General features: G+C 56.5%; 23 protein-coding genes. 8 read left to right on the plus strand and 15 right to left on the minus strand.

All coding sequences use genetic code 11. The features are described 5' to 3' along the window. Positions 1 to 9: 9 nt before the first annotated feature. On the minus strand, positions 10 to 1,140 hold the full coding sequence (locus V7Q41_RS08230) for an aromatic ring-hydroxylating oxygenase subunit alpha (protein WP_333845315.1): 1,131 nt from the start codon (positions 1,138 to 1,140) through the stop codon (positions 10 to 12). 165 nt (positions 1,141 to 1,305) lie between these two features. On the opposite strand from V7Q41_RS08230, the gene V7Q41_RS08235 reads away from it, so the two are divergent. The 4 genes from V7Q41_RS08235 (at position 1,306) to V7Q41_RS08250 (ending at position 5,605) form a co-directional block, all read left to right on the plus strand. Then, a complete protein-coding gene (locus V7Q41_RS08235; RefSeq protein ID WP_333845317.1) occupies positions 1,306 to 1,551 on the plus strand; it encodes an exodeoxyribonuclease VII small subunit in 246 nt (81 codons plus the stop codon). Next, positions 1,548 to 2,480 carry a polyprenyl synthetase family protein gene (locus V7Q41_RS08240; RefSeq protein ID WP_442918826.1) on the plus strand — a complete coding sequence of 311 codons (933 nt, stop codon included), beginning with the start codon at positions 1,548 to 1,550 and terminating at the stop codon, positions 2,478 to 2,480. Before V7Q41_RS08235 ends, V7Q41_RS08240 begins: the two co-directional genes overlap by 4 nt. Positions 2,481 to 2,486: 6 nt before the next feature. Further along, complete coding sequence (dxs, locus tag V7Q41_RS08245; RefSeq protein ID WP_333845320.1) at positions 2,487 to 4,343, plus strand: 1-deoxy-D-xylulose-5-phosphate synthase; 1,857 nt, start codon at positions 2,487 to 2,489, stop codon at positions 4,341 to 4,343. Positions 4,344 to 4,519: 176 nt separating this feature from the next. Then, the gene (locus V7Q41_RS08250) at positions 4,520 to 5,605 is read left to right on the plus strand and encodes a TRAP transporter substrate-binding protein (RefSeq protein WP_333845322.1); all 1,086 of its coding nucleotides are present in this window, start codon (positions 4,520 to 4,522) and stop codon (positions 5,603 to 5,605) included. A gap of 81 nt (positions 5,606 to 5,686) precedes the next feature. Here V7Q41_RS08250 and V7Q41_RS08255 read toward each other — a convergent pair whose 3' ends face one another. The 4 genes from V7Q41_RS08255 to V7Q41_RS08270 all read right to left on the minus strand — a co-directional run bounded on the left by V7Q41_RS08255 (position 5,687) and on the right by V7Q41_RS08270 (position 9,606). Further along, positions 5,687 to 6,223 carry a hypothetical protein gene (locus V7Q41_RS08255; RefSeq protein ID WP_333845324.1) on the minus strand — a complete coding sequence of 179 codons (537 nt, stop codon included), beginning with the start codon at positions 6,221 to 6,223 and terminating at the stop codon, positions 5,687 to 5,689. Between the two features lie 72 nt (positions 6,224 to 6,295). Beyond that, positions 6,296 to 7,816: a TRAP transporter large permease gene (locus tag V7Q41_RS08260; protein WP_333845326.1), complete on the minus strand. Its 1,521-nt coding sequence runs from the start codon at positions 7,814 to 7,816 to the stop codon at positions 6,296 to 6,298. 12 nt (positions 7,817 to 7,828) lie between these two features. Then, positions 7,829 to 8,368, minus strand: coding sequence for a TRAP transporter small permease subunit (locus tag V7Q41_RS08265; RefSeq protein ID WP_333845328.1), 540 nt, complete (start codon positions 8,366 to 8,368; stop codon positions 7,829 to 7,831). Positions 8,369 to 8,484: 116 nt separating this feature from the next. After that, on the minus strand, positions 8,485 to 9,606 hold the full coding sequence (locus V7Q41_RS08270) for a substrate-binding domain-containing protein (protein ID WP_333845330.1): 1,122 nt from the start codon (positions 9,604 to 9,606) through the stop codon (positions 8,485 to 8,487). A gap of 61 nt (positions 9,607 to 9,667) precedes the next feature. Between V7Q41_RS08270 and V7Q41_RS08275 the strand changes: the two genes are divergently transcribed. The 4 genes from V7Q41_RS08275 to V7Q41_RS08290 are packed head-to-tail and all read left to right on the plus strand — an operon-like array spanning position 9,668 to position 12,192. Continuing rightward, positions 9,668 to 10,405, plus strand: a complete 738-nt coding sequence (locus V7Q41_RS08275) for an ABC transporter permease (protein WP_333845332.1) — start codon at positions 9,668 to 9,670, stop codon at positions 10,403 to 10,405. Between the two features lie 41 nt (positions 10,406 to 10,446). Beyond that, on the plus strand, positions 10,447 to 11,103 hold the full coding sequence (locus V7Q41_RS08280; RefSeq protein ID WP_333845352.1) for an ATP-binding cassette domain-containing protein: 657 nt from the start codon (positions 10,447 to 10,449) through the stop codon (positions 11,101 to 11,103). Beyond that, complete coding sequence (locus tag V7Q41_RS08285; RefSeq protein ID WP_442918827.1) at positions 11,100 to 11,921, plus strand: substrate-binding domain-containing protein; 822 nt, start codon at positions 11,100 to 11,102, stop codon at positions 11,919 to 11,921. Before V7Q41_RS08280 ends, V7Q41_RS08285 begins: the two co-directional genes overlap by 4 nt. A 52-nt stretch (positions 11,922 to 11,973) precedes the next feature. After that, positions 11,974 to 12,192, plus strand: coding sequence for an oxidoreductase-like domain-containing protein (locus tag V7Q41_RS08290; RefSeq protein ID WP_333845354.1), 219 nt, complete (start codon positions 11,974 to 11,976; stop codon positions 12,190 to 12,192). Here the strand turns inward: V7Q41_RS08290 and V7Q41_RS08295 are convergent. From V7Q41_RS08295 to V7Q41_RS08340, 10 genes are all read right to left on the minus strand, one after another. After that, a complete protein-coding gene (locus V7Q41_RS08295; protein WP_333845334.1) occupies positions 12,176 to 12,523 on the minus strand; it encodes a ComEA family DNA-binding protein in 348 nt (115 codons plus the stop codon). The two genes, V7Q41_RS08290 and V7Q41_RS08295, sit on opposite strands and share 17 nt — an antisense overlap. After that, positions 12,520 to 13,533, minus strand: coding sequence for an ADP-glyceromanno-heptose 6-epimerase (gene rfaD / locus V7Q41_RS08300; protein ID WP_333845336.1), 1,014 nt, complete (start codon positions 13,531 to 13,533; stop codon positions 12,520 to 12,522). Before rfaD ends, V7Q41_RS08295 begins: the two co-directional genes overlap by 4 nt. Positions 13,534 to 13,572: 39 nt before the next feature. Next, on the minus strand, positions 13,573 to 14,502 hold the full coding sequence (rfaE1, locus tag V7Q41_RS08305; RefSeq protein WP_333845338.1) for a D-glycero-beta-D-manno-heptose-7-phosphate kinase: 930 nt from the start codon (positions 14,500 to 14,502) through the stop codon (positions 13,573 to 13,575). Next, on the minus strand, positions 14,499 to 15,650 hold the full coding sequence (gene lapB, locus V7Q41_RS08310) for a lipopolysaccharide assembly protein LapB (RefSeq protein WP_333845340.1): 1,152 nt from the start codon (positions 15,648 to 15,650) through the stop codon (positions 14,499 to 14,501). Before lapB ends, rfaE1 begins: the two co-directional genes overlap by 4 nt. Further along, positions 15,640 to 15,942 carry a lipopolysaccharide assembly protein LapA domain-containing protein gene (locus V7Q41_RS08315; protein ID WP_333845341.1) on the minus strand — a complete coding sequence of 101 codons (303 nt, stop codon included), beginning with the start codon at positions 15,940 to 15,942 and terminating at the stop codon, positions 15,640 to 15,642. The genes lapB and V7Q41_RS08315 overlap by 11 nt, the downstream gene beginning before the upstream one ends. A 58-nt stretch (positions 15,943 to 16,000) precedes the next feature. Then, positions 16,001 to 16,318 (minus strand): integration host factor subunit beta, encoded by a 318-nt coding sequence (locus V7Q41_RS08320; protein WP_333845343.1) that lies wholly within the window; start codon positions 16,316 to 16,318, stop codon positions 16,001 to 16,003. Continuing rightward, positions 16,318 to 18,015 (minus strand): 30S ribosomal protein S1, encoded by a 1,698-nt coding sequence (rpsA, locus tag V7Q41_RS08325; RefSeq protein ID WP_333845344.1) that lies wholly within the window; start codon positions 18,013 to 18,015, stop codon positions 16,318 to 16,320. Before rpsA ends, V7Q41_RS08320 begins: the two co-directional genes overlap by 1 nt. Before the next feature lie 162 nt (positions 18,016 to 18,177). Then, positions 18,178 to 20,166, minus strand: coding sequence for a bifunctional 3-phosphoshikimate 1-carboxyvinyltransferase/cytidylate kinase (locus V7Q41_RS08330; RefSeq protein ID WP_333845345.1), 1,989 nt, complete (start codon positions 20,164 to 20,166; stop codon positions 18,178 to 18,180). Continuing rightward, on the minus strand, positions 20,167 to 21,066 hold the full coding sequence (locus V7Q41_RS08335) for a prephenate dehydrogenase (RefSeq protein WP_333845346.1): 900 nt from the start codon (positions 21,064 to 21,066) through the stop codon (positions 20,167 to 20,169). It lies immediately after the preceding gene. 14 nt (positions 21,067 to 21,080) lie between these two features. Next, positions 21,081 to 21,564: prephenate dehydratase (locus V7Q41_RS08340; RefSeq protein ID WP_333845347.1), on the minus strand; the 484-nt coding region annotated here is incomplete at its 5' end.

The raw sequence follows: 21,564 nt of genomic DNA on the forward strand, positions 1-21,564 counted from the left end.
CAATTCGGCTCAGCGTTGCGTGAAGTTGAGCTTGCCGCGGTACCACTCGTGAAAGTGCTGCATGCCGTCTTCCATGGGACTTTGGTAGGGACCGACCTCGTTGTCGCCTCGGTCCATCAAAGCTTTGCGGCCTGCATCCATGCGCTCTGCAATTTCGTCGTCCTCGATGCAGGTTTCCATGTAGGCGGCTTGCTGAGCTTGAACAAATTCTCGCTCGAAGGCAACGATTTCTTCGGGGTAATAAAACTCCACCATGTTCAGCGTTTGGGAGGGGCTTATGGGGTGCAGGGTGGAGACCGTCAACACATGTGGGTACCACTCCACCATGATGTGGGGATAGTAGGTGAGCCAAATGGCACCGCGCTCGGGCAGCTCGCCGTTGCGGTACTTCAGCAGCATGTCGTGCCAGCTTTGGTAGGTGGGTGAGCCGGGTTTGCCAAATCCTTTGGACACCCCCACGGTTTGCACCGAGTAGTTGTCTTTGAATTCCCAGTGCAAGTCGTCGCAGGTCACAAACTGGCCTAGGCCCGGGTGGAAAGGGCCCACGTGGTAGTCCTCAAGGTAGACCTCGAGGAAGGTTTTCCAGTTGTAGTTGCAGGTGTGCAACTCGATGCGGTCAAGAGCAAAGCCAGTGAAGTCAAGGGCTGCGCGGGGTCCCATGTTGGCCAAGTGAGCTTCAATGTCCACGCCGTTGTCTTCAAACAGCAGGCCGTTCCACTCGCGCAGTTTGTAGTTGTTGAGGTTGAGGCAGGGGTCTTGCGAGAAGTGAGGCGCGCCCAGCAGCTGGCCTGAAGGGGCGTAGGTCCAGCGGTGCAAAGGGCAAACGATGTTGCCGCCCGCAGAGCCGCTGGCTTGGGTGTTGAGTGAACCACGGCCCTTGAGCATCACCGCTTGGCGGTGGCGGCACACGTTGGAGACCAACTCCACACCGTTTGCCGAACGCACAAGCGCTCGCCCTTCGCTCTCATGCGGCAAAGCGTAGTAGTCGCCCACGTTGGGCACGGCAAGTTGATGGCCCACATAGCGGGGCCCTTGCTGAAAGATGGTCTTCAGTTCGCGCTGAAAAAGCGCTTCATCGAAATAACTGGTAACTGGTAGTTGGCTGTGCGCCTGCTGCAGTTGAAGACTTAAATCAGACATGGGTGACCTGACCTAAAGACTCCCCACAGGGAGAGATGTGAAAAATAGATTGACCAGATGTTCAATCAGGGACAGCTATTGTACCCAAGGGCTATGGCGCGGAGTCGTATGCAGCCTAAAATGCTAGCCTATTTGACACATTTCAAACACGGATATCCGCTCACCATGCCCAAGGCCACAACCACCCCAAGCGCTGCAGACACTGTGCCCATCAGCTACGAGGCTGCTTTAAAAGAGCTCGAAGGCCTGGTGCAGGAGATGGAGTCAGGCCAGCTGCCTTTGGCCGACTTGTTGTCAGGCTACCAACGTGGCGCCGAGCTGCTGAGCCACTGTCGCGGCCAGTTGGACGCTGTGGAGCAGCAGATCAAGGTGCTCGACAACGGCACGTTGAAGACTTGGACACCCACATGAGTCCCGTCAAGCCACCCCCCATGACGCCCGCCGACCTTGACCAATGGAGCAGCCACGGGTTGGCGCACGTAGAAGATGCGTTGTCCAAATGGATCAGCCCGCAAGCACCTGCTGGTTTGGGAGAGGCCATGCGCTACGCCGTTTTAGATGGCGGCAAACGTTTGCGACCCTTGTTGGTCTTGGCCGCGCGTGAGGCTGTGGCGCACGGCACCCAAGATGCTGCGTTGGACGAGGCTGCTTTGCGTGCCGCCTGTGCGGTGGAGTTGATTCATGCCTATTCGCTGGTGCACGACGACATGCCATGCATGGACAACGACGTGTTGCGTCGTGGTAAGCCGACAGTGCATGTGCAGTTTGGCGAAGCCCAAGCCTTGCTGGCGGGTGACGCTTTGCAGGCATTGGCCTTTGAGTTCCTGACCCCCGAGGCATCGGCGATTCCTGAGGGAGTGCAAGCGCGTTTGTGCCGTCTCTTGGCCGGCGCGGCAGGGCATGCGGGCATGGCGGGGGGCCAGGCGATCGACTTGGCCAGCGTGGGCATGGCATTGAGTGAGGAGCAACTGCGCCAGATGCACCGGCTGAAAACTGGCGCCTTGCTAGAAGGCAGCGTCATGATGGGCGCGGCGTGTGGCGTCACCACGCCTCAAGCATTGATCGGCTTGAAGCGGTATGGCGAAGCATTGGGGCTGGCCTTTCAGGTGGTCGATGATATTTTGGATGTCGTCGCTGATTCAGCCACGCTGGGTAAAACCGCAGGCAAAGACGCTGCCAATGACAAACCCACCTACGTGTCATTGTTGGGTTTGGAGCAGGCCAAGTCGTATGCGCTGTCTTTGCTTCATGAGGCGCTTGAAGCCCTACGCAGCACTGGCTTGACGCACACCCACACGCTGGCCGCTTTGGCCGAGCGTGTGGTGAACCGGAACACGTGAACTCACATGCCTAATTTGCTACAAAACATCAACTTACCCGCAGACCTTCGAGCCTTGACGCGCCAACAGCTGCCTGCGCTGGCCGATGAGTTGCGGACTTTCTTGCTCAACAGCGTGGCCAAAACAGGCGGCCACCTGAGCTCCAATCTCGGCACGGTGGAGCTGACCGTGGCCTTGCACTATGTGTTCAACACGCCGCATGACCGCATCGTGTGGGATGTGGGTCACCAAACTTACCCCCACAAAATTTTGACGGGCCGTCGTGAGCAAATGGGCACTTTGCGACAACGTCATGGCTTGAGCGGATTTCCGCGCCGTGACGAAAGCGAATACGACACCTTCGGCACCGCGCACTCGTCCACCAGCATTTCAGCTGCCTTGGGCATGGCCATTGCCGCTCAACAAAAAGGCGAACAACGCCATGCCATTGCCGTGATCGGCGATGGGGCCATGACGGCGGGCATGGCTTTTGAAGCTTTGAACAACGGAGGGGTATCCACCTCTAAGTTGCTCGTGATCTTGAACGACAACGACATGTCCATCAGCCCTCCCGTGGGCGCGCTGAACCGCTACTTGGCGCAACTGATGAGTGGCAAGTTTTACGCCACGGCCAAAGAGGTGGGCAAGCAAGTGCTCAAAGGTGCGCCGCCCTTGTTTGAGCTTGCCAAGCGCTTTGAAGAGCATGCCAAAGGCATGGTGGTGCCTGCGACCTTGTTTGAAAAATTTGGCTTCAACTACATCGGCCCCATCGATGGACATGACCTCGATTCGCTCATTCCAACGCTCGAAAATATCAAACACTTAGAGGGTCCGCAGTTCTTGCATGTGGTCACTAAAAAAGGCCAAGGCTATCAACTGGCCGAGGCTGACCCTGTGGCCTACCACGGCCCTGGTAAGTTTGATCCAGCGGTGGGTTTGGTGCCCTCCAGCAGTGTGGCTAAAACCACTTTCACTCAAGTGTTCGGTCAATGGTTGTGCGACATGGCTGAGCATGATCCGCTGTTGGTAGGCATCACGCCCGCCATGCGCGAAGGTTCGGGCATGGTGACGTTTCACCAGCGTTTTCCCAAGCGTTACCACGATGTTGGCATTGCCGAGCAACACGCCGTCACCTTCGCCGCTGGTTTGGCGTGCGAGGGTTTGAAGCCTGTGGTGGCGATTTACTCCACCTTTTTGCAGCGTGCGTACGACCAAGTGATTCACGATGTGGCACTGCAAAAGTTGCCCATGGTGCTGGCGCTCGATCGCGCCGGCATTGTGGGCGCAGATGGTGCCACCCATGCGGGCTTGTACGACATGGCATTCATGCGTTGCATTCCCAATGTCAGCATGGCTTGCCCTGCTGACGAAAACGAATGCCGCCAGTTGCTCACCACCGCTTATCAACAAGACCATTGCGTGGCTGTGCGTTACCCGCGCGGTGCGGGTGTGGGCGTGCCGGTGCAGCCTGGCTTGCAGGCTTTGCCGTATGGCAAAGCCGAGGTGCGTCGCGAAGGCAAGCGCATTGCCATCCTTGCATTTGGCACCCTGCTTTATCCCGCGTTGCAAGCGGGTGAAGCGCTCAATGCCACCGTGGTCAACATGCGTTGGGTCAAGCCACTGGACATGGATTTGTTGGCCAAGATTGCGTCCTCGCATGATGCCTTGGTCACCTTGGAGGAGGGCACCACCATGGGCGGTGCAGGCTCGGCAGTTTTGGAGGCTTTGCAAATTTTGGAGCAAGTCAAACCCGTGTTGGTGCTGGGAATTGGCGATTTGTTCACCGAGCACGGCGACCCTGCGCAGTTGCTGGTCGAATTGGGTTTGGATGCGGCAGGCATTCAAGCTTCCATCGAAAAGCGTTTTGCAACGCTTTTGAATTAACTTTCTATTGAAGTTATTTCAAGCGTACAAAAGATTTTTAAAATACAAGTTCTTCGGGGGTAAACCCGTGCGGTTGTAGCCATTTGCAACTGCATACAATGCCCCATCTCTGAAAGGCGCTGCTATACAGCATGTGCCCACAAAGATCACGTTTTATCAACTCAAGGGAGTCTCATATGGACCGTCGTTCCGTCATTAAAAACGCAGGTATTGCAGGTGTTTTGGCTGCTGGTGCAGCCCCTGCCGTGCACGCACAACAGCAAGCCAACGTGCGTTGGCGCTTGGCTTCGAGCTTTCCCAAGTCGCTCGACACCATTCACGGTGCTGCTGACACGTTTGCCAAGGCTGTCAAAGCCATGTCGGGCGGCAAGTTTGAAATTTCCGTGCATGCTGCTGGCGAAATCATGCCAGCGTTTGGCGTGGTCGACGGCGTGCAACAAGGCTCCATCGAAATGGCCCACACAGCCCCTTACTACTTCTTTGGTAAGGACGAGACCTTTGCTTTGGGTTGCGCCATTCCTTTCGGTTTGAACAGTCGCCAAATGACTGCTTGGATGTACGAAGGCAACGGCATGAAGCTGATGCGCGAGTTCTACGCCAAGTACAACATCGTCAACTTCCCTGGCGGCAACACGGGCGCACAAATGGGTGGTTGGTTCCGCAAAGAAATCAAATCAGTGGCTGACCTCAAAGGCTTGAAGTTCCGTATCGGCGGCTTTGGCGGCAAGGTGATGGAGCGTTTGGGCGTGGTGCCACAAAACATTCCTGGCGGCGATATCTACCCAGCCTTAGAAAAAGGCACCATCGATTCAGCCGAGTGGATTGGCCCTTATGACGATTTGAAATTGGGCTTCAGCAAGGTGGCGCCTTTCTACTACTACCCAGGTTTCTGGGAAGGTGGCCCCCAGTTGGACTTCTTTATCAACGACAAAGCTTTCAATGCCCTGTCGCCTGATTACAAGGCCATCGTGGAAGCCGCTGCTGCCATGGCACACACCGACATGCAAGCCAAGTACGATGCGCGCAACCCCGCTGCATTGAAGCAGTTGGTGGGCTCGGGCACCAAGTTGCGCGAGTTCCCCAAAGACGTGATGGCTGCTGCCTTCAAAGAGTCAATGGCTTTTTACAACGAGATCTCTGCCAAAAATGAGAATTGGAAAAAGGTCTATACCGATTACTCCAAGTTCCGTGCAGAGTCCAACTTGTGGTTCCAGTTCACTGAAATGAAGTTTGACCAGTTCATGCAAAAGCAAAAGCTGTAATTCAAGCTTTGTTTGGACCCAAAAAACCGCGCCTCGGCGCGGTTTTTTTATAGGTGGGCATCAGCAGTTGGCCCGCCCGTATTAAAAATCACGAAACGCAGACAGCTCTGCACTGAGGCGTTCGCACTCTTGCTGCACATGTGTGCTGCTCACATAAAACACAGCAAATTTACCCATCAGGGTGCGCACATAAAAGCGCGGTGCCATGAGCCACTCCAAGCCACGAATGCGAATGAGTTTGGCATAGGCCAGCTCGTCATAGCGCATGTGCTTGTCCCACATCCAAGTTTGGTGAATGCCTGAGGCGTCTAGGCTTGCGCGGCTGGACATGACATGCCACGTTGTCCAGGCCAGTAACAACCACCCCAACACAAACCAACCTGCCGCGCGCAGGCCGCCTAGGCTGGTATCACCGCCAAACTTGCCTTCTTGCCACAGGCTGAGCAGCCAATAGCCAGAGCCCAGCAGAGTGGCCCATGTGATGGCTTGAAACGTGCGAGAGAAAGCAGGTCCTTCGATGGTGTCGGAGCTGGGATGAAACACGAAGGGCTGGGGGCCTAAGGCAGCCAATTGTGAATCGGGTGAGTCAGCGTTTGGGATGGGGTCAGTGGGTGACATGGTGGGTATTTTGTGCTGGCAAGAAAAAGCCCCTCTCGGACATGCCGGAGGGGCTGGTGGATAGGATTGCCCTTATTTTTTAAACAAGTCTTCCATGCGTTTTTGCTCTTCGGCGGCGCTTTCGTCTGCAGAAGGTTTGGTGCCATCGAGCTTGAGCTCGGCTTCTGGCACTTCTTGGTCGGTGGGCATTTCAATCACCACTTTGTCAAGATCAACCTTTTCTTCTTTGTCCAAGAACATGGTCACTGTCTCGGGCACGAAGATCACGATCACAACCAAGACCAGTTGCATGATCACCCAAGGAATGGCACCCATGTAGATGTCATTGGACTTGACGGGTTTTTCAATGCGACCTTCCTTGAACAGCGAGTCGGCAATGCCTCGCAAATAAAACAGCGCAAAGCCAAAGGGTGGGTGCATGAAACTTGTTTGCATGTTCACGCACAACAGCACGCCAAACCACACCATATCAATCCCCATCTTCTCGGCAACGGGCCCAAGCATGGGCAAGATGATGAAGGCGATTTCAAAGAAGTCTAAGAAGAACGCCAAGAAGAAGATGAAGATGTTGACCACAATCAAGAATCCCACTTGGCCGCCTGGCAAGCCAGAGAGCAAGTGTTCAACCCATTTGGCACCGTCCACACCTTGAAACACCATCGAGAACACGCGAGAACCGATCAAGATAAACACCACCATGGCTGTCAGGCGCATGGTGCCGTTCATGGCATCCCAAATCAGGTGTCTGTCTAAGCGGTTATGGATGGCAGCCAAGATCAAGGCACCCACGCAGCCCATCGCGCCCGCCTCGGTGGGGGTGGCAATGGCCGTGTCAATGCCTGGCAAACCGCCCATCGAGCCCAACACCGCAAAAATCAAGAAGGCGGATGGGATGATGCCCCGCAAGCACTTCATCCACAGGTGGAAACCATCGGCCGTGCGGGCTTCTTTGGGGATGCCTGGTACGTGCTCAGGCTTGATGATGCTCAGGCCAAAGGTGTAGAGCGCGAAGATGCCCACTTGCAAAATGGACGGGCCCCAAGCGCCTTTGTACATATCGCCCACAGAGCGGCCGAGCTGGTCAGCCATGACCACCAACACCAGCGAAGGAGGAACCAACTGCGTGATGGTGCCCGAGGCCGCCAACACGCCAGTGGCGTAGCGCATGTTGTAGCCGTAGCGAATCATGACGGGCAGTGAAATCATGGCCATGGCAATCACTTGGCCAGCCACCGTACCGGTGATGGCGCCCAAGATGAAGCCCACAATGATGACCGAGTAGCCCAAGCCGCCGCGCACGGTGCCAAAGAGTTGGCCCATGGAGTCGAGCATGTCTTCGGCGAGTCCACACTTCTCAAGAATGGCCCCCATGAAAGTGAAAAAGGGGATGGCCAGCAACAAGTCGTTGCTGAGAATGCCAAAAATGTTCAATGGCAAGTTGGACATGAAGCTCGCAGGAAACCAGTCCATGCTGATGGCAAAAAGGCCACATGCCAAACCCAAGAACGACAGCGAGAACGCGACGGGGAAGCCAATCAACATCGTCAGCACAAGGCCGGCGAACATGATGGGTGCGAAGTTTTCCATTTGCATGATCATGCGTCCTTATTGCACTGGCTTTTCATAGTGCGTGTTCATTTCAAACTTACCCTGCAAGTAAGACACGCGCTTAATGATTTCGCTCAAACCTTGCAGGAACATCCAAGCAAAGCCCAAGGGGAGGAGGAGCATGGCGGGCCAACGAATCAGGCCGCCTGCGTTGCTTGACATTTCATTCGTCAGCAGCATCTTGAGGAACAGGGGAAAACTCAACCAAGCGAGCATGCCCATCACAGGCAACAAAAACACGACCAAGCCAACCAAGTCCACATACACAGGGCCCTTGCCCTTGAGCTTGCCGTAGAACAAGTCCACACGCACGTGTTCGTTGAGTTTGAGCACCAAGGGTGCACCCAACATCACAGTGGCTGCGAACAAGTACCACTGAATTTCGAGCCATCCGTTTGAGCTGATATCGAAGCCGTAACGAATGAATGCATTGCCTGCCGAAATCAAGGCCGCGGCTAAAACGCCAAATGCCGCCACGTGGCCAAATTGCTCACTGATGCGGTCAACGCCTAATGCAAATTTAAGAAGTTTTGACACTGAGTACCTCCATTTTTTGCTAACCCGCGATGGTACCAAGACTCAGGCTCTGTCAGCCCTTTTAGGTTTGAAGTTTTAGGCGCAGGCTTGAAAAAAGTTCACACGTGGCAAGGGTTTTAGCGTATTTTTTTGGCACGCGGAAAGACCCACCAAGGCAAGCGTTTGCTCAGCGATTGCACTTCTCCGCTGTGGTGCGTGTGGTAGCCAGGCAATGCGTTGAGCACGAGTTGCCAAGTTGGATCTTGCAAAAAATGGCACAGCGCCTCGGTGGCAGGGGTGTCAAGTGCAGATTTGAGGCACACCAAATGAAACGCTTCTTGCACCAGGGGTACAAAACCCAACCCACGCGCATGCGCCGTGCTTTCAATGCCAAGGCCCACATCGCATCGGCCAGAGGCAATGGCTTCGGCCAAGGCTGTGTGCGAGGGCTCTTCGTCGGGCCAGTTGTTGAGTTCTTGAATGTTGAGTTGCGCTTGAGCGAGCAAGTCGTCTAGCAGCACGCGCGTTCCCGTGCCGGGGCTGCGCTGTACAAAACGCGCTTGGGTGTGGACCACATCGGCCAAGCTGAGCAGTTGCTTGGGGTTGCCTGCGGCCGTGATGAGGCCTTGGGTGCGGGTGGCAAAGCCAATGATTTTGTGCAAACCGGGTTGCAGCAAATCGCGATAAGCCTTGGCTGTGTGGGATGCGTCGCTGGGCTGGCTTTGGGTGTGAAAACCAGCCAAGGTGCAACGGCCTTCATTGAGGGCACGAATGGCGTCCACGCTGCCGCAAAAGCGGATGTCCAAGTGCAGCCCAACGGTGGCAGCGTGTTCGCGCAAACGCGGCAAGGCGTCGTCGTGGCTGGCGTACAGCGTCAGCACATGGGCAGCGGGATCAAAGGCCACGGCAAAGGTGCGCTCAAGATCGGCGCGCAAAGCTTCGAGTTGGGGGGCCAAGCGGGCTTGGGTTTGGCGCTCAGCCCACATGAGCTTGCCACCAAATTCGGTGAGTTTGGCCGACTGGCCTTTTTCCCAAATGATGAGCTCATGGCCCAGCACATCTTCCCATCGCTTGAGCTCGCCCCAGACGTGGCGGTAGGACAAGTTCAGCTCACGCGCAGCTGCCGAGATGGAGCCCTGTTGGTCGACCGCTTGCAGAAGGTCCATCAAGGGATGACGCAACAAAGCAGCCTCGTTGATGGACGTGGTGTCGCTGTCATCGCGGTGACTGAGGGTGTAGTGAAGGCTGACGCTATGCACGGCGTTACATATGGTGGGGTATTGGGTAGCTCAGTACGATAACTGAAGTTTGGATGGATTGATGACGACGTTTACCGACACCGCGCTGACTGCGCTTCATTTGCTGACTGAATTAGACCCCGTGCTTTGGTCCATCGTGGCGCGCTCCCTGTGGGTGAGTGTGCTGGCCACGGCCATGGCTTGCAGCTTGGGGCTGGTGTTTGGTGCTTGGCTGGGGGTGGCGCGTTTTGCTGGGCGCGATGCGCTGTTGACGGTGCTCAACACTTTGCTGGCGCTGCCCTCCGTGGTGGTGGGTTTGTTGGTGTATTTGCTGTTGTCACGAACCGGGCCTTTGGGATCTTTGGGTTGGCTTTTTAGCCTCAAGGCCATGGTGCTGGCGCAAGCTTTGTTGGTGTTTCCCGTGGTCACGGCATTGACCCGTCAATGCGTAGAAGACGCAGAGCGCAACCACGGCGAGCAGTTGCAGTCCTTGGGCGCCAAGCCTTGGTTGCGCAGTGTGTTGCTGGCTTGGGATGAGCGCTATGCCTTGCTCACCGTGTTGATTGCAGCCTTTGGTCGTGCGATCTCAGAAGTGGGCGCGGTGATGGTGGTGGGCGGCAATATCGAGGGCTTCACGCGTGTGATGACCACCGCCATTGCGCTCGAAACCAGCAAGGGAGATTTGCCATTGGCTTTGGCGTTGGGTTGTGTGTTGATGGGCGTGGTGCTGCTGTTGAATGTGTTGATTTCAGCCCTGCGTCGCTGGCGACAGCGCATCGACGGTGCTGGGGCTGACCCCGTGCAGGGGGTGTTGGTGTGAGCGTGATCTTGAGTTTGCAGGATGTGTCGGTGCAGTTCGACATGCATTTGGCTTTGCACGGCGTGAATCTGCAGATGCAAGCGGGCGAGCGTGTGGCTTTGGTGGGCGCGAACGGTTCTGGCAAAAGCACGCTGTTGCGCGTGGCGCATGGGTTGCTCCAAGTTTCACGCGGAAGCGTGGTGGTGGCGCCTGAGGCGCATCAAGCCATGGTGTTTCAGCGGCCACACATGTTGCGCACCTCTGTTTTGAGCTTTGTGGTGTGGGGTTTGTGGCTGCAAGGCACGTCTTGGCGCGACGCGCATGGACGAGCGATGCAGGCGCTCGAACGTGTGGCTTTGCAAGACATGGCTCATCGCTCAGCCCGCACCCTGTCAGGCGGGCAGCAGCAGCGCTTGGCCTTGGCTCGTGCGTGGGCTTTGAGGCCCAATGTGGTGATGTTGGATGAGCCCACCTCCAGCCTAGACCCGCATGCCAAACGCGAGGTGGAACGATTGCTGTACGAGTGGGTGGCGGCATCCAAGGTCAGCCTGCTGTTCAGCAGCCACAACTTGGGCCAAGTCAAACGTTTGGCGACACGCGTGATTTATTTGGAGGCAGGCCGTGTGTTGGCCGATCTGCCCGTGCAAGAGTTTTTCAATCGACCGTTGGGGGACAGTCACCCTGAGGCATTTTTGTTTTTAAAAGGAGAGTTGGGATGACACGTCGTACGCATTTCATTTCATTGGTAGGTTTGTTGGCTGTGGCTTTGGCAATGGGCAGCAACGTGGCTCAGGCGCAAGCGCCCAGCATGGTGATGGCATCCACCACGTCCACTGAGCAGTCGGGTTTGTTCTCGCATTTGTTGCCAGCTTTCAAACAAGCCACGGGCATTGACATCAAGGTGGTGGCACTTGGCACCGGTCAAGCTTTGGACACTGGCCGACGTGGTGACGCCGATGTGCTGTTTGTGCACGACCAAGTGGCTGAAGAAAAGTTTGTAGCTGACGGCTTTGGCGTGAAGCGCTTGCCTGTGATGTACAACGATTTCGTGTTGGTGGGTCCCGCCAATGACCCAGCCAAAGCCCGCGGCAAAGACATTGTGTCGGCCTTGCAAAAAGTGGCCAACACACAAGCGGGCTTTGTGTCGCGCGGTGACAAAAGTGGCACACACGCCGCCGAGCTGCGCTTTTGGAAACAAGCGGGCTTAGACAACAAAGGCGCTGCCTACAAAGAGTGCGGCTGCGGCATGGGCCCCGCTTTGAACATTGCCTCATCCACCGGCGCTTACGCCCTGACCGATCGCGGCACATGGTTGAACTTTAAGAACCGTCAAGATTTGCAAATCTTGGTGGAGGGTGACAAGAGCTTGTTTAACCAATACGGCGTGATGGTGGTCAACCCCGCCAAGCACCCGCATGTCAAGGTGGACTTGGCGCAAAAGTTTGTGGACTGGGTGGTCTCAGCTGCGGGACAAGCCACGATCAACGGTTACAAAATTGGCGGCGAGCAATTGTTCTTCGCCAACGCCAACAAGTAAATGTTTGTGGTGCAGCTAGGATTCGTGCATGCGTATCGAATCTTTAGCCCTTATGCCTCTGACCGATGGGCCTCAGACGCAGGCCTTTTTTGCACAGGCGCAGGCATATGCTGTGAATTGCGGAGTAGTTTTGCGCATGCCACCGCCTGAGCCCACCACGTGCTGTGGACGTGGCTGCAATGGCTGTGTGTGGGAGGGGTTTTTTGCTGCTGCTGCGTTTTGGCGTGAAGACGCTCTAGAGGCTTTGCGTGCTGCTAGGGCTTCGCAGTGAACACTTGACCATCGACGGTCAAGCCTTGTTGTGAAAATTGCTGTGCTTTGTTTTGTCGAATGCCTGAGACGCGATGCATTAGATCGTGCCAGTTTTTGAATGGCCCTTGTGCGCGGGCTTTGAGCACCTTGGCGCTGAGCGCGGGGCCCATGCCTTTGACACTGTCTAACTCAGCCTCGTTGGCTTGGTTGATGTCTAGCGCGAGGGCTGAGTTGCAGCACATCCACGTGACGACGACACTGAACAAGACACGCCCTAAGTCACGCTGTATGCATGGCTTGACTGGTTTGAACATGCAGCAATCGCGCAGCTGGTTGAGCAGGACGCTCATGGGTGCGCTGCTGGCTGGCTCAAGCTCGCCATGTATTGCGTGACACCGCTTTGCACATCGGCAAACTGGTGATCGCAGCCGCTGGCGCGCAGGTGGGTCAAGTCAGCTTGTGTGTAGCACTGGTATTTGCCCCGCAGCGCATCGGGGAAGGGCATGTAATCAATCAAGCCTGCATTGGCTGCGCCTGCCAAGTCCAGTGCGCTTTCACCTTGACCGGCGCGCATGGCGTTGACCACGGACAAAGCTACATCATTGAAAGCTTGTGCACGCCCTGAGCCGAGGTTGAAGATGCCCGACTGATCAGGGTTGTCCAAGAACCACAGGTTCACGGCCACCACATCGCCGATGAACACAAAGTCGCGCATTTGCGCGCCTGGCGCGTAGCCGCCGTATTCGCCAAACAACTTCACTTTGCCTTGCGCATTGAATTGGTTGAACTGGTGAAACGCCACGCTGGCCATGCGGCCTTTGTGCTGCTCGCGTGGGCCGTAGACGTTGAAATAGCGAAAGCCTACGACTTGGCGCTTGAACTTTTTGAAGTTGTTGTGGCATTCCAAGCGCATGCGTTGGTCAAACAACAGCTTGGAGTAGCCGTACACATTGAGTGGCAACTCAAACTCGGGTGATTCCACAAAGGTGCTGCTGCCGCCATAAGTGGCGGCGGATGAGGCGTAGAGCAAGCGCGTGCCTGCTTGTTGGCAGGCGTTGAACAAGCCGCAAGACAAGGTGTAGTTGTTGTCCATCATGTACTTGCCATCGCTCTCCATGGTGTCGCTACATGCGCCCTCGTGAAACACGGCCTCGACTTTGCCGAAGGCCTTGTCAGCAAAGAGTTCATAAAACACATCTTTGTCCAGGTAGTCGGCAATCTGCAAATCGGCAAGGTTGCGAAATTTGTCACCTTCGGTCAGGTCATCTACCGCGATGATGTTGTTGATGCCGCGCGCGTTCAAGCCCTTGATGAGGTTGCTGCCGATAAACCCAGCGGCGCCTGTCACAACGATTTTCATACTCTCTCCATGGGCACAAAGGCCCTTTATGCCATTTACTCAGGCCATCAACTCTTCGTAGCTGACGGTTGCAGTGCCAAACTTGCCCACCACAACACCACCGGCTTTGTTTGCCAAAGGCATGGCTTCGCGCAGGCTCAAACCAGCAGCCACCAAAGCAGCCAAGGTGGCAATCACAGTGTCACCTGCACCTGTGACGTCAAACACTTCTCGCGCTTGGGCCGACACGGTCAGTTCGCCTTGTGCATCAAACAAAGTCATGCCTTCTTCGCTGCGGGTGAGTAACAGGGCGTCGAGCTGAAGTTCTTGGCGAAGGGCGTGCGCTTTTTGTACCAGATCGGTTTCGCTGTGCCATTTGCCAATCACTTGTTCAAGTTCCGCGCGGTTGGGCGTGATGCAAGTGGCAGCTGCATAGCGCGAGTAGTCGCTGCCCTTGGGGTCAATCAACACAAGTTTGCCAGCTGCGCGGGCCGCAGCAATCATTTCAGACACATGGGCCAAGCCGCCTTTGCCGTAGTCGGAGAACAGCACCACTTGGTGTGTGGCCAGCAGTTGCATGAACTGGTCGGTTTGCGAGGCCAGCACTTCGTTTTGCGGGGTGTTTTCAAAGTCCACGCGCAGCAGTTGTTGTTGGCGGCCAATCACGCGCAGCTTGACGGTAGTTTTGAGCTGACTGTCGCGACCCAAGTGAGGTGCGATGCCTGTCTTAGCGATCAAATTTTCGAGCAAGTGACTGGCCTCGTCGTTGCCAACGACTGACAAAAGCGATGCTTGGCCGCCCAAGCTCACCACGTTGTAGGCCACGTTGGCGCAACCGCCCAAACGGTTTTCTTCACGGGTGATGCGCACCACGGGCACGGGCGCCTCAGGGCTGATGCGATCGACCGCACCATACCAATAGCGGTCGAGCATGACATCGCCTACGACCAACACATGGCCTTGGCTGAGTTGCTGTGGGGTGATGGTCATAGTTCCTCTACACGTCTTGCAGGGTAGCTGTCCCAGGCCTGGCAGCCCGGGCATTGCCAAAAGTGTTGGCTGGCTTCAAAGCCGCAAGCAGCGCAACGGTAGCGTTGCAGCGGTTTGGCTGCGCGGTCAAGGGCACGTTGCACTTGCGGGTGAAATTCTTCGTGTTCAAATTTTTCGTTGGAAATCCATTGCGTGGCTGCCACCAACGAAGGTTCGCGCTCTAAGTGTTTGGCAAACAAGCGACTGGTGTGCGTGTCGCCTTGTGCTTTGTGCAAGGTGACGATGGCGTTGAGCACATCGAGGGAGGGGGTTTGGGCGTAGCTGGTTTCTAGCAAAGACAAAGCCTTGGGCGCGCAGTCCAAGGTCAGCGCAAGCGCCGCAAGTTTGGGCGCAACCAAAGGCAAAGCGCCAGGCACTTGCGCAGCTAAGTTTTCTAAGGTGGTGAAGGCCTCGGGTGAGCGGTTGGTTTGCTCATAGGTTTTAGCAAGGGCTATGCGCGCACGCGCGTTGTGGGGGGCCGCCTCGGTGGCTTGCTTCAACAAGGTCACCATGGTGTTGGCGTGTTCTGCCACATCTAGGCTTTCAGCTTCTTCGCACAAGTAATGGGCCAGTCGGCCTTGAAAGCTACCTTGGCCACTGTTGCCCAGTTTTTTGGCGATCACTGAGGCTTTAGGCCAATCACGTGAGCGTTCATAAATGCTCAGCAAGGCCAAGTGCGCTTGCGCTTCGTGGGCTGTGCCTTCGAGCTTGCTCAGCGCTTCTTCGGCGCGGTCAAGCAAGCCAGCTTTGAGATAGTCCAAGGCAAGAGCGTGTTGCGCACGGTCATGGTCAGCTTGGCTCAAATCGCCGCGAGACAGCAAGTGCTGGTGCACACGCACCGCCCGCTCGTACTCGCCTCGGCGGCGAAACAAATTGCCCAAAGCAAAGTGCAGCTCAGAGGTGTCGGGGTCATGCTGTACCGCCTCGATGAAGGCATCGATGGCTTGGTCTTGCTGTTCGTTCAGCAAATAGTTCAAACCTTTGAAATAGGCTTTGGGCGTTTGGCGGTTTTCAAGGCGCAGCTGGCGCAAGTCCATGCGCGAGGCCACCCAACCCAAGATGAAGGCGATGGGTAAGCCCAGCAAAATCCAGCTGAGGTCAAGTTCCATGTGTGGGGTCTGCAGAAGTAGAGGCCGACGCTTTGGCTTCAGGCGTTGTGGGAGTGCTAGCCAACTGTGCCAAGCGACGGTGTTTCCACCAGCGCGGCACCATGCCAATTGCGCCCACCGCCAAGCCCATCACGAAAACGCAAAGCAACACCAATACCAATGGCGCGCTCCACGTGGTGCCAAAAAAGAAATGGACCACGGCATCGTGTTGGTTGTTCAGCGCAAAAGCGAACAGGGTAAAAAAAATGGCTGCTTTCAGTAAGAACTGAAGCAGCCACATGAGGTTTTTCAAGTTGGCTCCTCTGTGACGAGGGCCATTTTAGCCTTGCGGCTGCAAGAAAAACCGCTTCTCAACCTTTGGGGTCAGACCTCGCCAATAATTCTTGCGTGCGCGTGTCCACCGCTTCGCGCAGGGCTTTGCCCGGCTTGAAATGAGGCACACGTTTCTCAGGAATTGCCACGCTTTCACCTGAACGCGGGTTGCGTCCCATGCGAGGCGGGCGGCGGTTGATCGAAAAACTGCCAAAGCCCCGCAACTCAATGCGGTGCCCGCGCACCAGCGCGTCGCTCATCGCGTCAAGAAGCGTCTTGACAGCGAATTCGGCGTCGCGGTGCGTGAGCTGCCCAAAGCGGGCAGCCAGTTCTTCGACCAGGTCTGAACGGGTCATCAGTTGTTGTCGAGCTTAGCGCGCAACAAAGCGCCCAAGCTGGTGGTGCCAGCGTTGTCGCTCTTGGACTGTTGGGACAAGGAAGCCATGGCTTCTTGTTGGTCCACGGCGTCTTTGGCTTTGATCGACAACTGGATGTTGCGGGTCTTGCGATCCACGTTCACCACCACTGCCGTCACTTCGTCGCCAACTTTCAACACGTGGCTGGCGTCTTCCACGCGGTCGCGCGAAATTTCGCTGACGCGCAAGTAGCCAATGATGTCTTCGCCGAGGTCGATTTCCGCGCCCTTGGCATCCACTGTCTTGACCTTGCCGGTGACGGTTTGGCCTTTGTCGTTGATCGACACGAAAGTGGTGAATGGGTCTGAGTCCAGTTGTTTGATGCCCAAGCTGATGCGCTCGCGGTCCACGTCCACTGCCAACACCAGAGCTTCAACTTCTTGACCCTTCTTGAATTCGCGCACAGCGTTTTCGCCGGTTTCATTCCAAGACAAGTCAGACAAGTGAACCAAGCCGTCGATGCCGGCAGCCAAGCCTACAAACACACCGAAGTCGGTGATGGATTTGATGGGGCCCTTCACGCGGTCGCCGCGCTTGGTGTTTTGCGCAAAGTCTTGCCAAGGGTTGGCTTTGCATTGCTTCATACCGAGGCTGATGCGGCGCTTGTCTTCGTCGATCTCGAGGACCATGACTTCGACTTCGTCACCCAGTGACACAATCTTGGAAGGTGCCACGTTCTTGTTGGTCCAGTCCATTTCGGACACGTGTACCAAGCCTTCGATGCCGGGTTCGAGTTCCACAAATGCGCCGTAATCGGCGATGTTGGTGATCTTGCCGAACAAGCGGGTGCTTTGTGGGTAGCGGCGGTTGACGCCCATCCAAGGATCGTCGCCCATTTGCTTGAGGCCCAAGGACACGCGGTTTTTCTCGGTGTCGAACTTGAGGATCTTGGCCGTGATTTCTTGACCGGCCGTGACCACTTCTGAAGGGTGACGGACGCGGCGCCATGCCATATCGGTGATGTGCAACAGGCCGTCGATGCCGCCCAAGTCCACGAACGCACCGTATTCGGTGATGTTTTTGACCACACCATTGACGATGGAGCCTTCTTTCAAAGTCTCCATCAACTTGGCGCGCTCTTCACCCATCGAAGCTTCCACCACAGCGCGGCGTGACAACACGACGTTGTTGCGCTTGCGGTCGAGCTTGATGACTTTGAATTCCATGGTCTTGTTCTCATAAGGAGACAAGTCTTTGATCGGACGCGTGTCGATCAATGAACCAGGCAAGAAGGCGCGGATGCCGTTGACCAACACGGTCAAGCCACCCTTGACTTTGCCGCTGGTCGTGCCAGTGACAAACTCGCCAGATTCGAGTGCTTTTTCCAAGCTCATCCACGAGGCCAAACGCTTGGCCGTGTCGCGGCTCAAAATGGTGTCGCCGTAGCCGTTTTCAACGCTACCGATCGCGACTGATACGAAGTCACCCGCTTGGACTTCGAGTTCGCCCTTGTCATTCTTGAATTCTTCGATTGGCACGTAGGCTTCAGACTTGAGGCCAGCGTTCACCACAACGTGGTTGTGCTCGATGCGGATCACTTCAGCAGTGATCACCTCACCTGTGCGCATTTCGGAGCGCTTGAGGGATTCTTCAAATAGGTCGGCAAATGATTCAGACATGTATTTCCTTTGTCTCATCGCGGGAAAGAGGGCAGCGGGATTGCTGCGCAACATGGGCCTGCGATAAGCGGTGGTTTTTGTGGCTTGAGCCACAGGTTAAGTTGTAGATCCGTTGGGCCAGTGCGCCAATGCAGCGCGAGAGGAGCCTAACGGGCCAAGTTTTGCAGCCGATTAAAAAATTTAGAAAGGCTGCTTCGCTCGCCACCACGTCAACACTTGGTCTACCGAGGCTTCGATAGAAAGAGAAGAGTTATCGAGTTGCAGAGCATCTTGTGCCGCTTTCAAGGGCGCCACGCGACGCGATGAATCGCGGGCGTCGCGGGCCTCTAAATCGGCACGAAGGAGATCAAGTGTAGTCGAAATTTCCTTTGAAATCAATTGCTTATGACGCCGCGCTGCACGTTGCGCGGCACTGGCGGTCAAAAACACTTTCAAAGGGGCGTGCGGGAAGATGACGGTGCCCATGTCGCGGCCGTCGGCCAACAAGCCGGGTAGACGTTGAAAGCTGAGTTGCAGCGCTAGCAAAGATTGACGAACTTGCGCCAAGACGGATACTTTGGAGGCATTCATCCCGCCCTCTTCGCTGCGAATGGCGTGGGTAACGTCTTCATGACCTAGCCAAACAGTGTCGCCTTCAAAGCGCACGGGCAAGGTGCGGGCTAGGTCGGCGATGAGGGTTTCGTCGCTCGACTCAAGCGACAGGCCGGCTTGCAATGCGGCATAGGCGGTGACTCGGTACAGCGCGCCTGAGTCGAGGTAGTGGTAGCCCAAGGCTTGCGCCACGCGGTTGGCTAATGTGCCTTTGCCCGAAGCGGTGGGGCCGTCGATGCAAATGACAGGAATGTCCTGGGTGTTGGCATGCGCCACCGAGAACAAGGTTTCGAAGTAGTCAGGAAAAGTTTTGGCCACGCATTTGGGGTCTTCGATGCGCACGGGTATTTGTTGTGCATTGAAGGCTGCAAGCGAAAAACACATGGCCACGCGGTGGTCGTCATAGGTGTGGATGCAGGCGGCTTTCCATTGTCCATGGGGCAGCGGGTGGACTGTGATCCAGTCGGGGCCTTCTTCGACAGTGGCACCAAGTTTGCGGCATTCGTTGGCCATGGCGACGATGCGGTCGGTTTCTTTGACCCGCCAGCTGGCGATGTTGCGCAGCGTGGTCGGGCCGTCGGCGTAAAGCGCCATCACGGCCAGGGTCATGGCGGCATCAGGGATGTGGTTGCAATCAAGGGTGATGGCTTTGAGGGGCCAAGCCCCCCGTTGGATGTCAAGCCAGTTTGGCCCGCTGGTGATGCGTGCCCCCATCAGCGCTGCTGCCTCCATGAAGCGAATATCGCCTTGGATGGAGTTTGCGCCCACGCCTTGAATGCGAATGCCGTCGCCACTGGCGATCGCGCCCAGCGCAATGAAGTAGCTGGCCGAAGAGGCGTCGGCTTCAACATGGATGCTGCCGGGGGACTGGTAGCAGCTGCCTGCTGGTATCACAAAACGTTTCCAGTCTTGGCGCTCCACGGCGATACCGAAGCGTGCCAAAAGATTCAGCGTGATCTCGATGTAGGGCTTGCTGATGAGCTCGCCCACCACGTCGATGGTGATGGCGCGGTCTTGTGCTGCCAAAGGCAGGGCCATCAGCAAAGCAGTGAGGAATTGGCTGGATACATCGCCGCGCACTTGAATGGGCGCATCGACTTTGAGTGCGGGCTTGCCAATGTGCAGCGGCGGAAATCCGTCGTTGCCCAAGTAATCAATCTCGCACCCAAGCAAGCGCAGCGCATCCACCAAATCGCCGATCGGGCGCTCGTGCATGCGGGGTACGCCTTTGAGTACGAAGTCGCCACCCAACAAGGCAAGTGCCGCCGTGAGCGGGCGCATCGCTGTACCTGCGTTGCCCATGAAAAACTCAATCGCTTCTTGGTGCTTGATTTGGCCGCCTAGACCTGTGAGGGTCACGGTTGTGCCTTGCGCTTGCACCACGCAGCCGAGTTGGCGAAGTGCAGTCAGCATCACACGGGTGTCATCTGAGTCCAGCAGGTCATGCACCACAGTCGTGCCTTGGCACAGAGCAGAGAGCAACAACACACGGTTCGAAATGCTTTTGGAGCCAGGCAGTGTGACGGTGCCAGATGCGCTTTGCAGCGGGGGAATGTCGAGAAAAGCGGTGGAGAACATTCAGTTGTCTTCAGAAGCTGTGCTGCAAGCGTTGCCCGCTTGCAGCGTCCAAGCAGAGCGCACAGCGCTGGCTTGTTGAATCAGTTGTTGCAGTGCGGCGGTATCGCCAGCTTTCAAGGCGTTTTCAAACTGATCGAGGGCGGTACGCAAGAGGGCCAACTGTGTCAGGACTTCTGTCTTGTTGGCGTTCAAGATGTCACGCCAAACCGAGGCATCGCTTGCAGCGATGCGTGAGAAGTCTCTAAAGCCAGGGCCTGCCATGTCCAAAAATGCAGCACCCTGCGGCTGGGCGGTGATGGCATTGACAGTGGCAAACGCCAGCATATGCGGCAGGTGACTGACAGCGGCAAACGTGGCGTCATGTGCTTCGGGTGTCATGGTGCTCACATGGCAACCAATCGCGGCCCACACATCGTGTGCGGTTTGCAGGCGGTGGATACCGCTTTTTGGCAGGGGTGTGAGGATGGTGCGGCGCGCTTGGTAAAGCGAAGCCTCGGCGTGTTCAATGCCTGCCATTTCTTTGCCAGCAATCGGGTGCGCGGGAACAAAGCAGCTCAGGCGGTCCCCCAATGTCGCAACGGCGGCTGCAATCACATCGCACTTGGTAGAGCCCACGTCCATCAGCAAGGTGTGGGGTTGCAACACATCGCGCATGGCAGAAAAACTGCTGTGCATGGCGCCCACGGGCACGGCAAGTAACACAAGGTCTGCATCTTGCACAGCCTCGGCCAAGCTGGTGCAGGCTTGGTCAATGACCTTCAATTCAACCGCGCGCAGGCGAGTTTTTTCGGACGCGCTGAAACCGACGATGGTGTGCACCAAGCCTGCCTCGCGAAGAGCGAGCGCAAATGAGCCGCCCATCAGGCCACAGCCGATGAGGGCAAGACGCTGGAACTTCATTCAATCATCCATCGTTAATCAGAAACGGGGTAAGAACCCAAGACTTTGTAGAAAGCGCACAGGCCTTGCAGTTCTTGAAGCGCTGCTGCCACATGGGGCTGGCTGACATGGCCTTGGATGTCAATGTAGAAGTAGTACTCCCACTGGCCCGATTTGGCGGGCCGCGATTCAAAGCGCGTCATCGATACGCCGTTGTTTTTGAGGGGCACCAACAAGTCGTGCACAGCGCCAGGGCGGTTGGGCACCGATACCACCAGGCTGGTGCAGTCGTTACCAGAGGCGGGGGGGGTTGCCAGGGTTTGCGGCAAAGCGATGATGGCAAAGCGCGTGCGGTTGTAGGCCTCGTCTTGAATGGCGTGGTGCACGATGTGCAGGCCAAACTGGCTGGCGGCGCGTTCGCTGGCCAAGGCGGCCCAAGCGGGGTTGCTGGCCGCCAAGCGCGCGCCCTCGGCATTGCTGGCCACGGCACGGCGTTCGACGAGGGGCAGGTGTTGACTC

The sequence above is a fragment of the Limnohabitans sp. genome, assembly GCF_036804465.1.
GTDB lineage: Bacteria > Pseudomonadota > Gammaproteobacteria > Burkholderiales > Burkholderiaceae_C > Limnohabitans.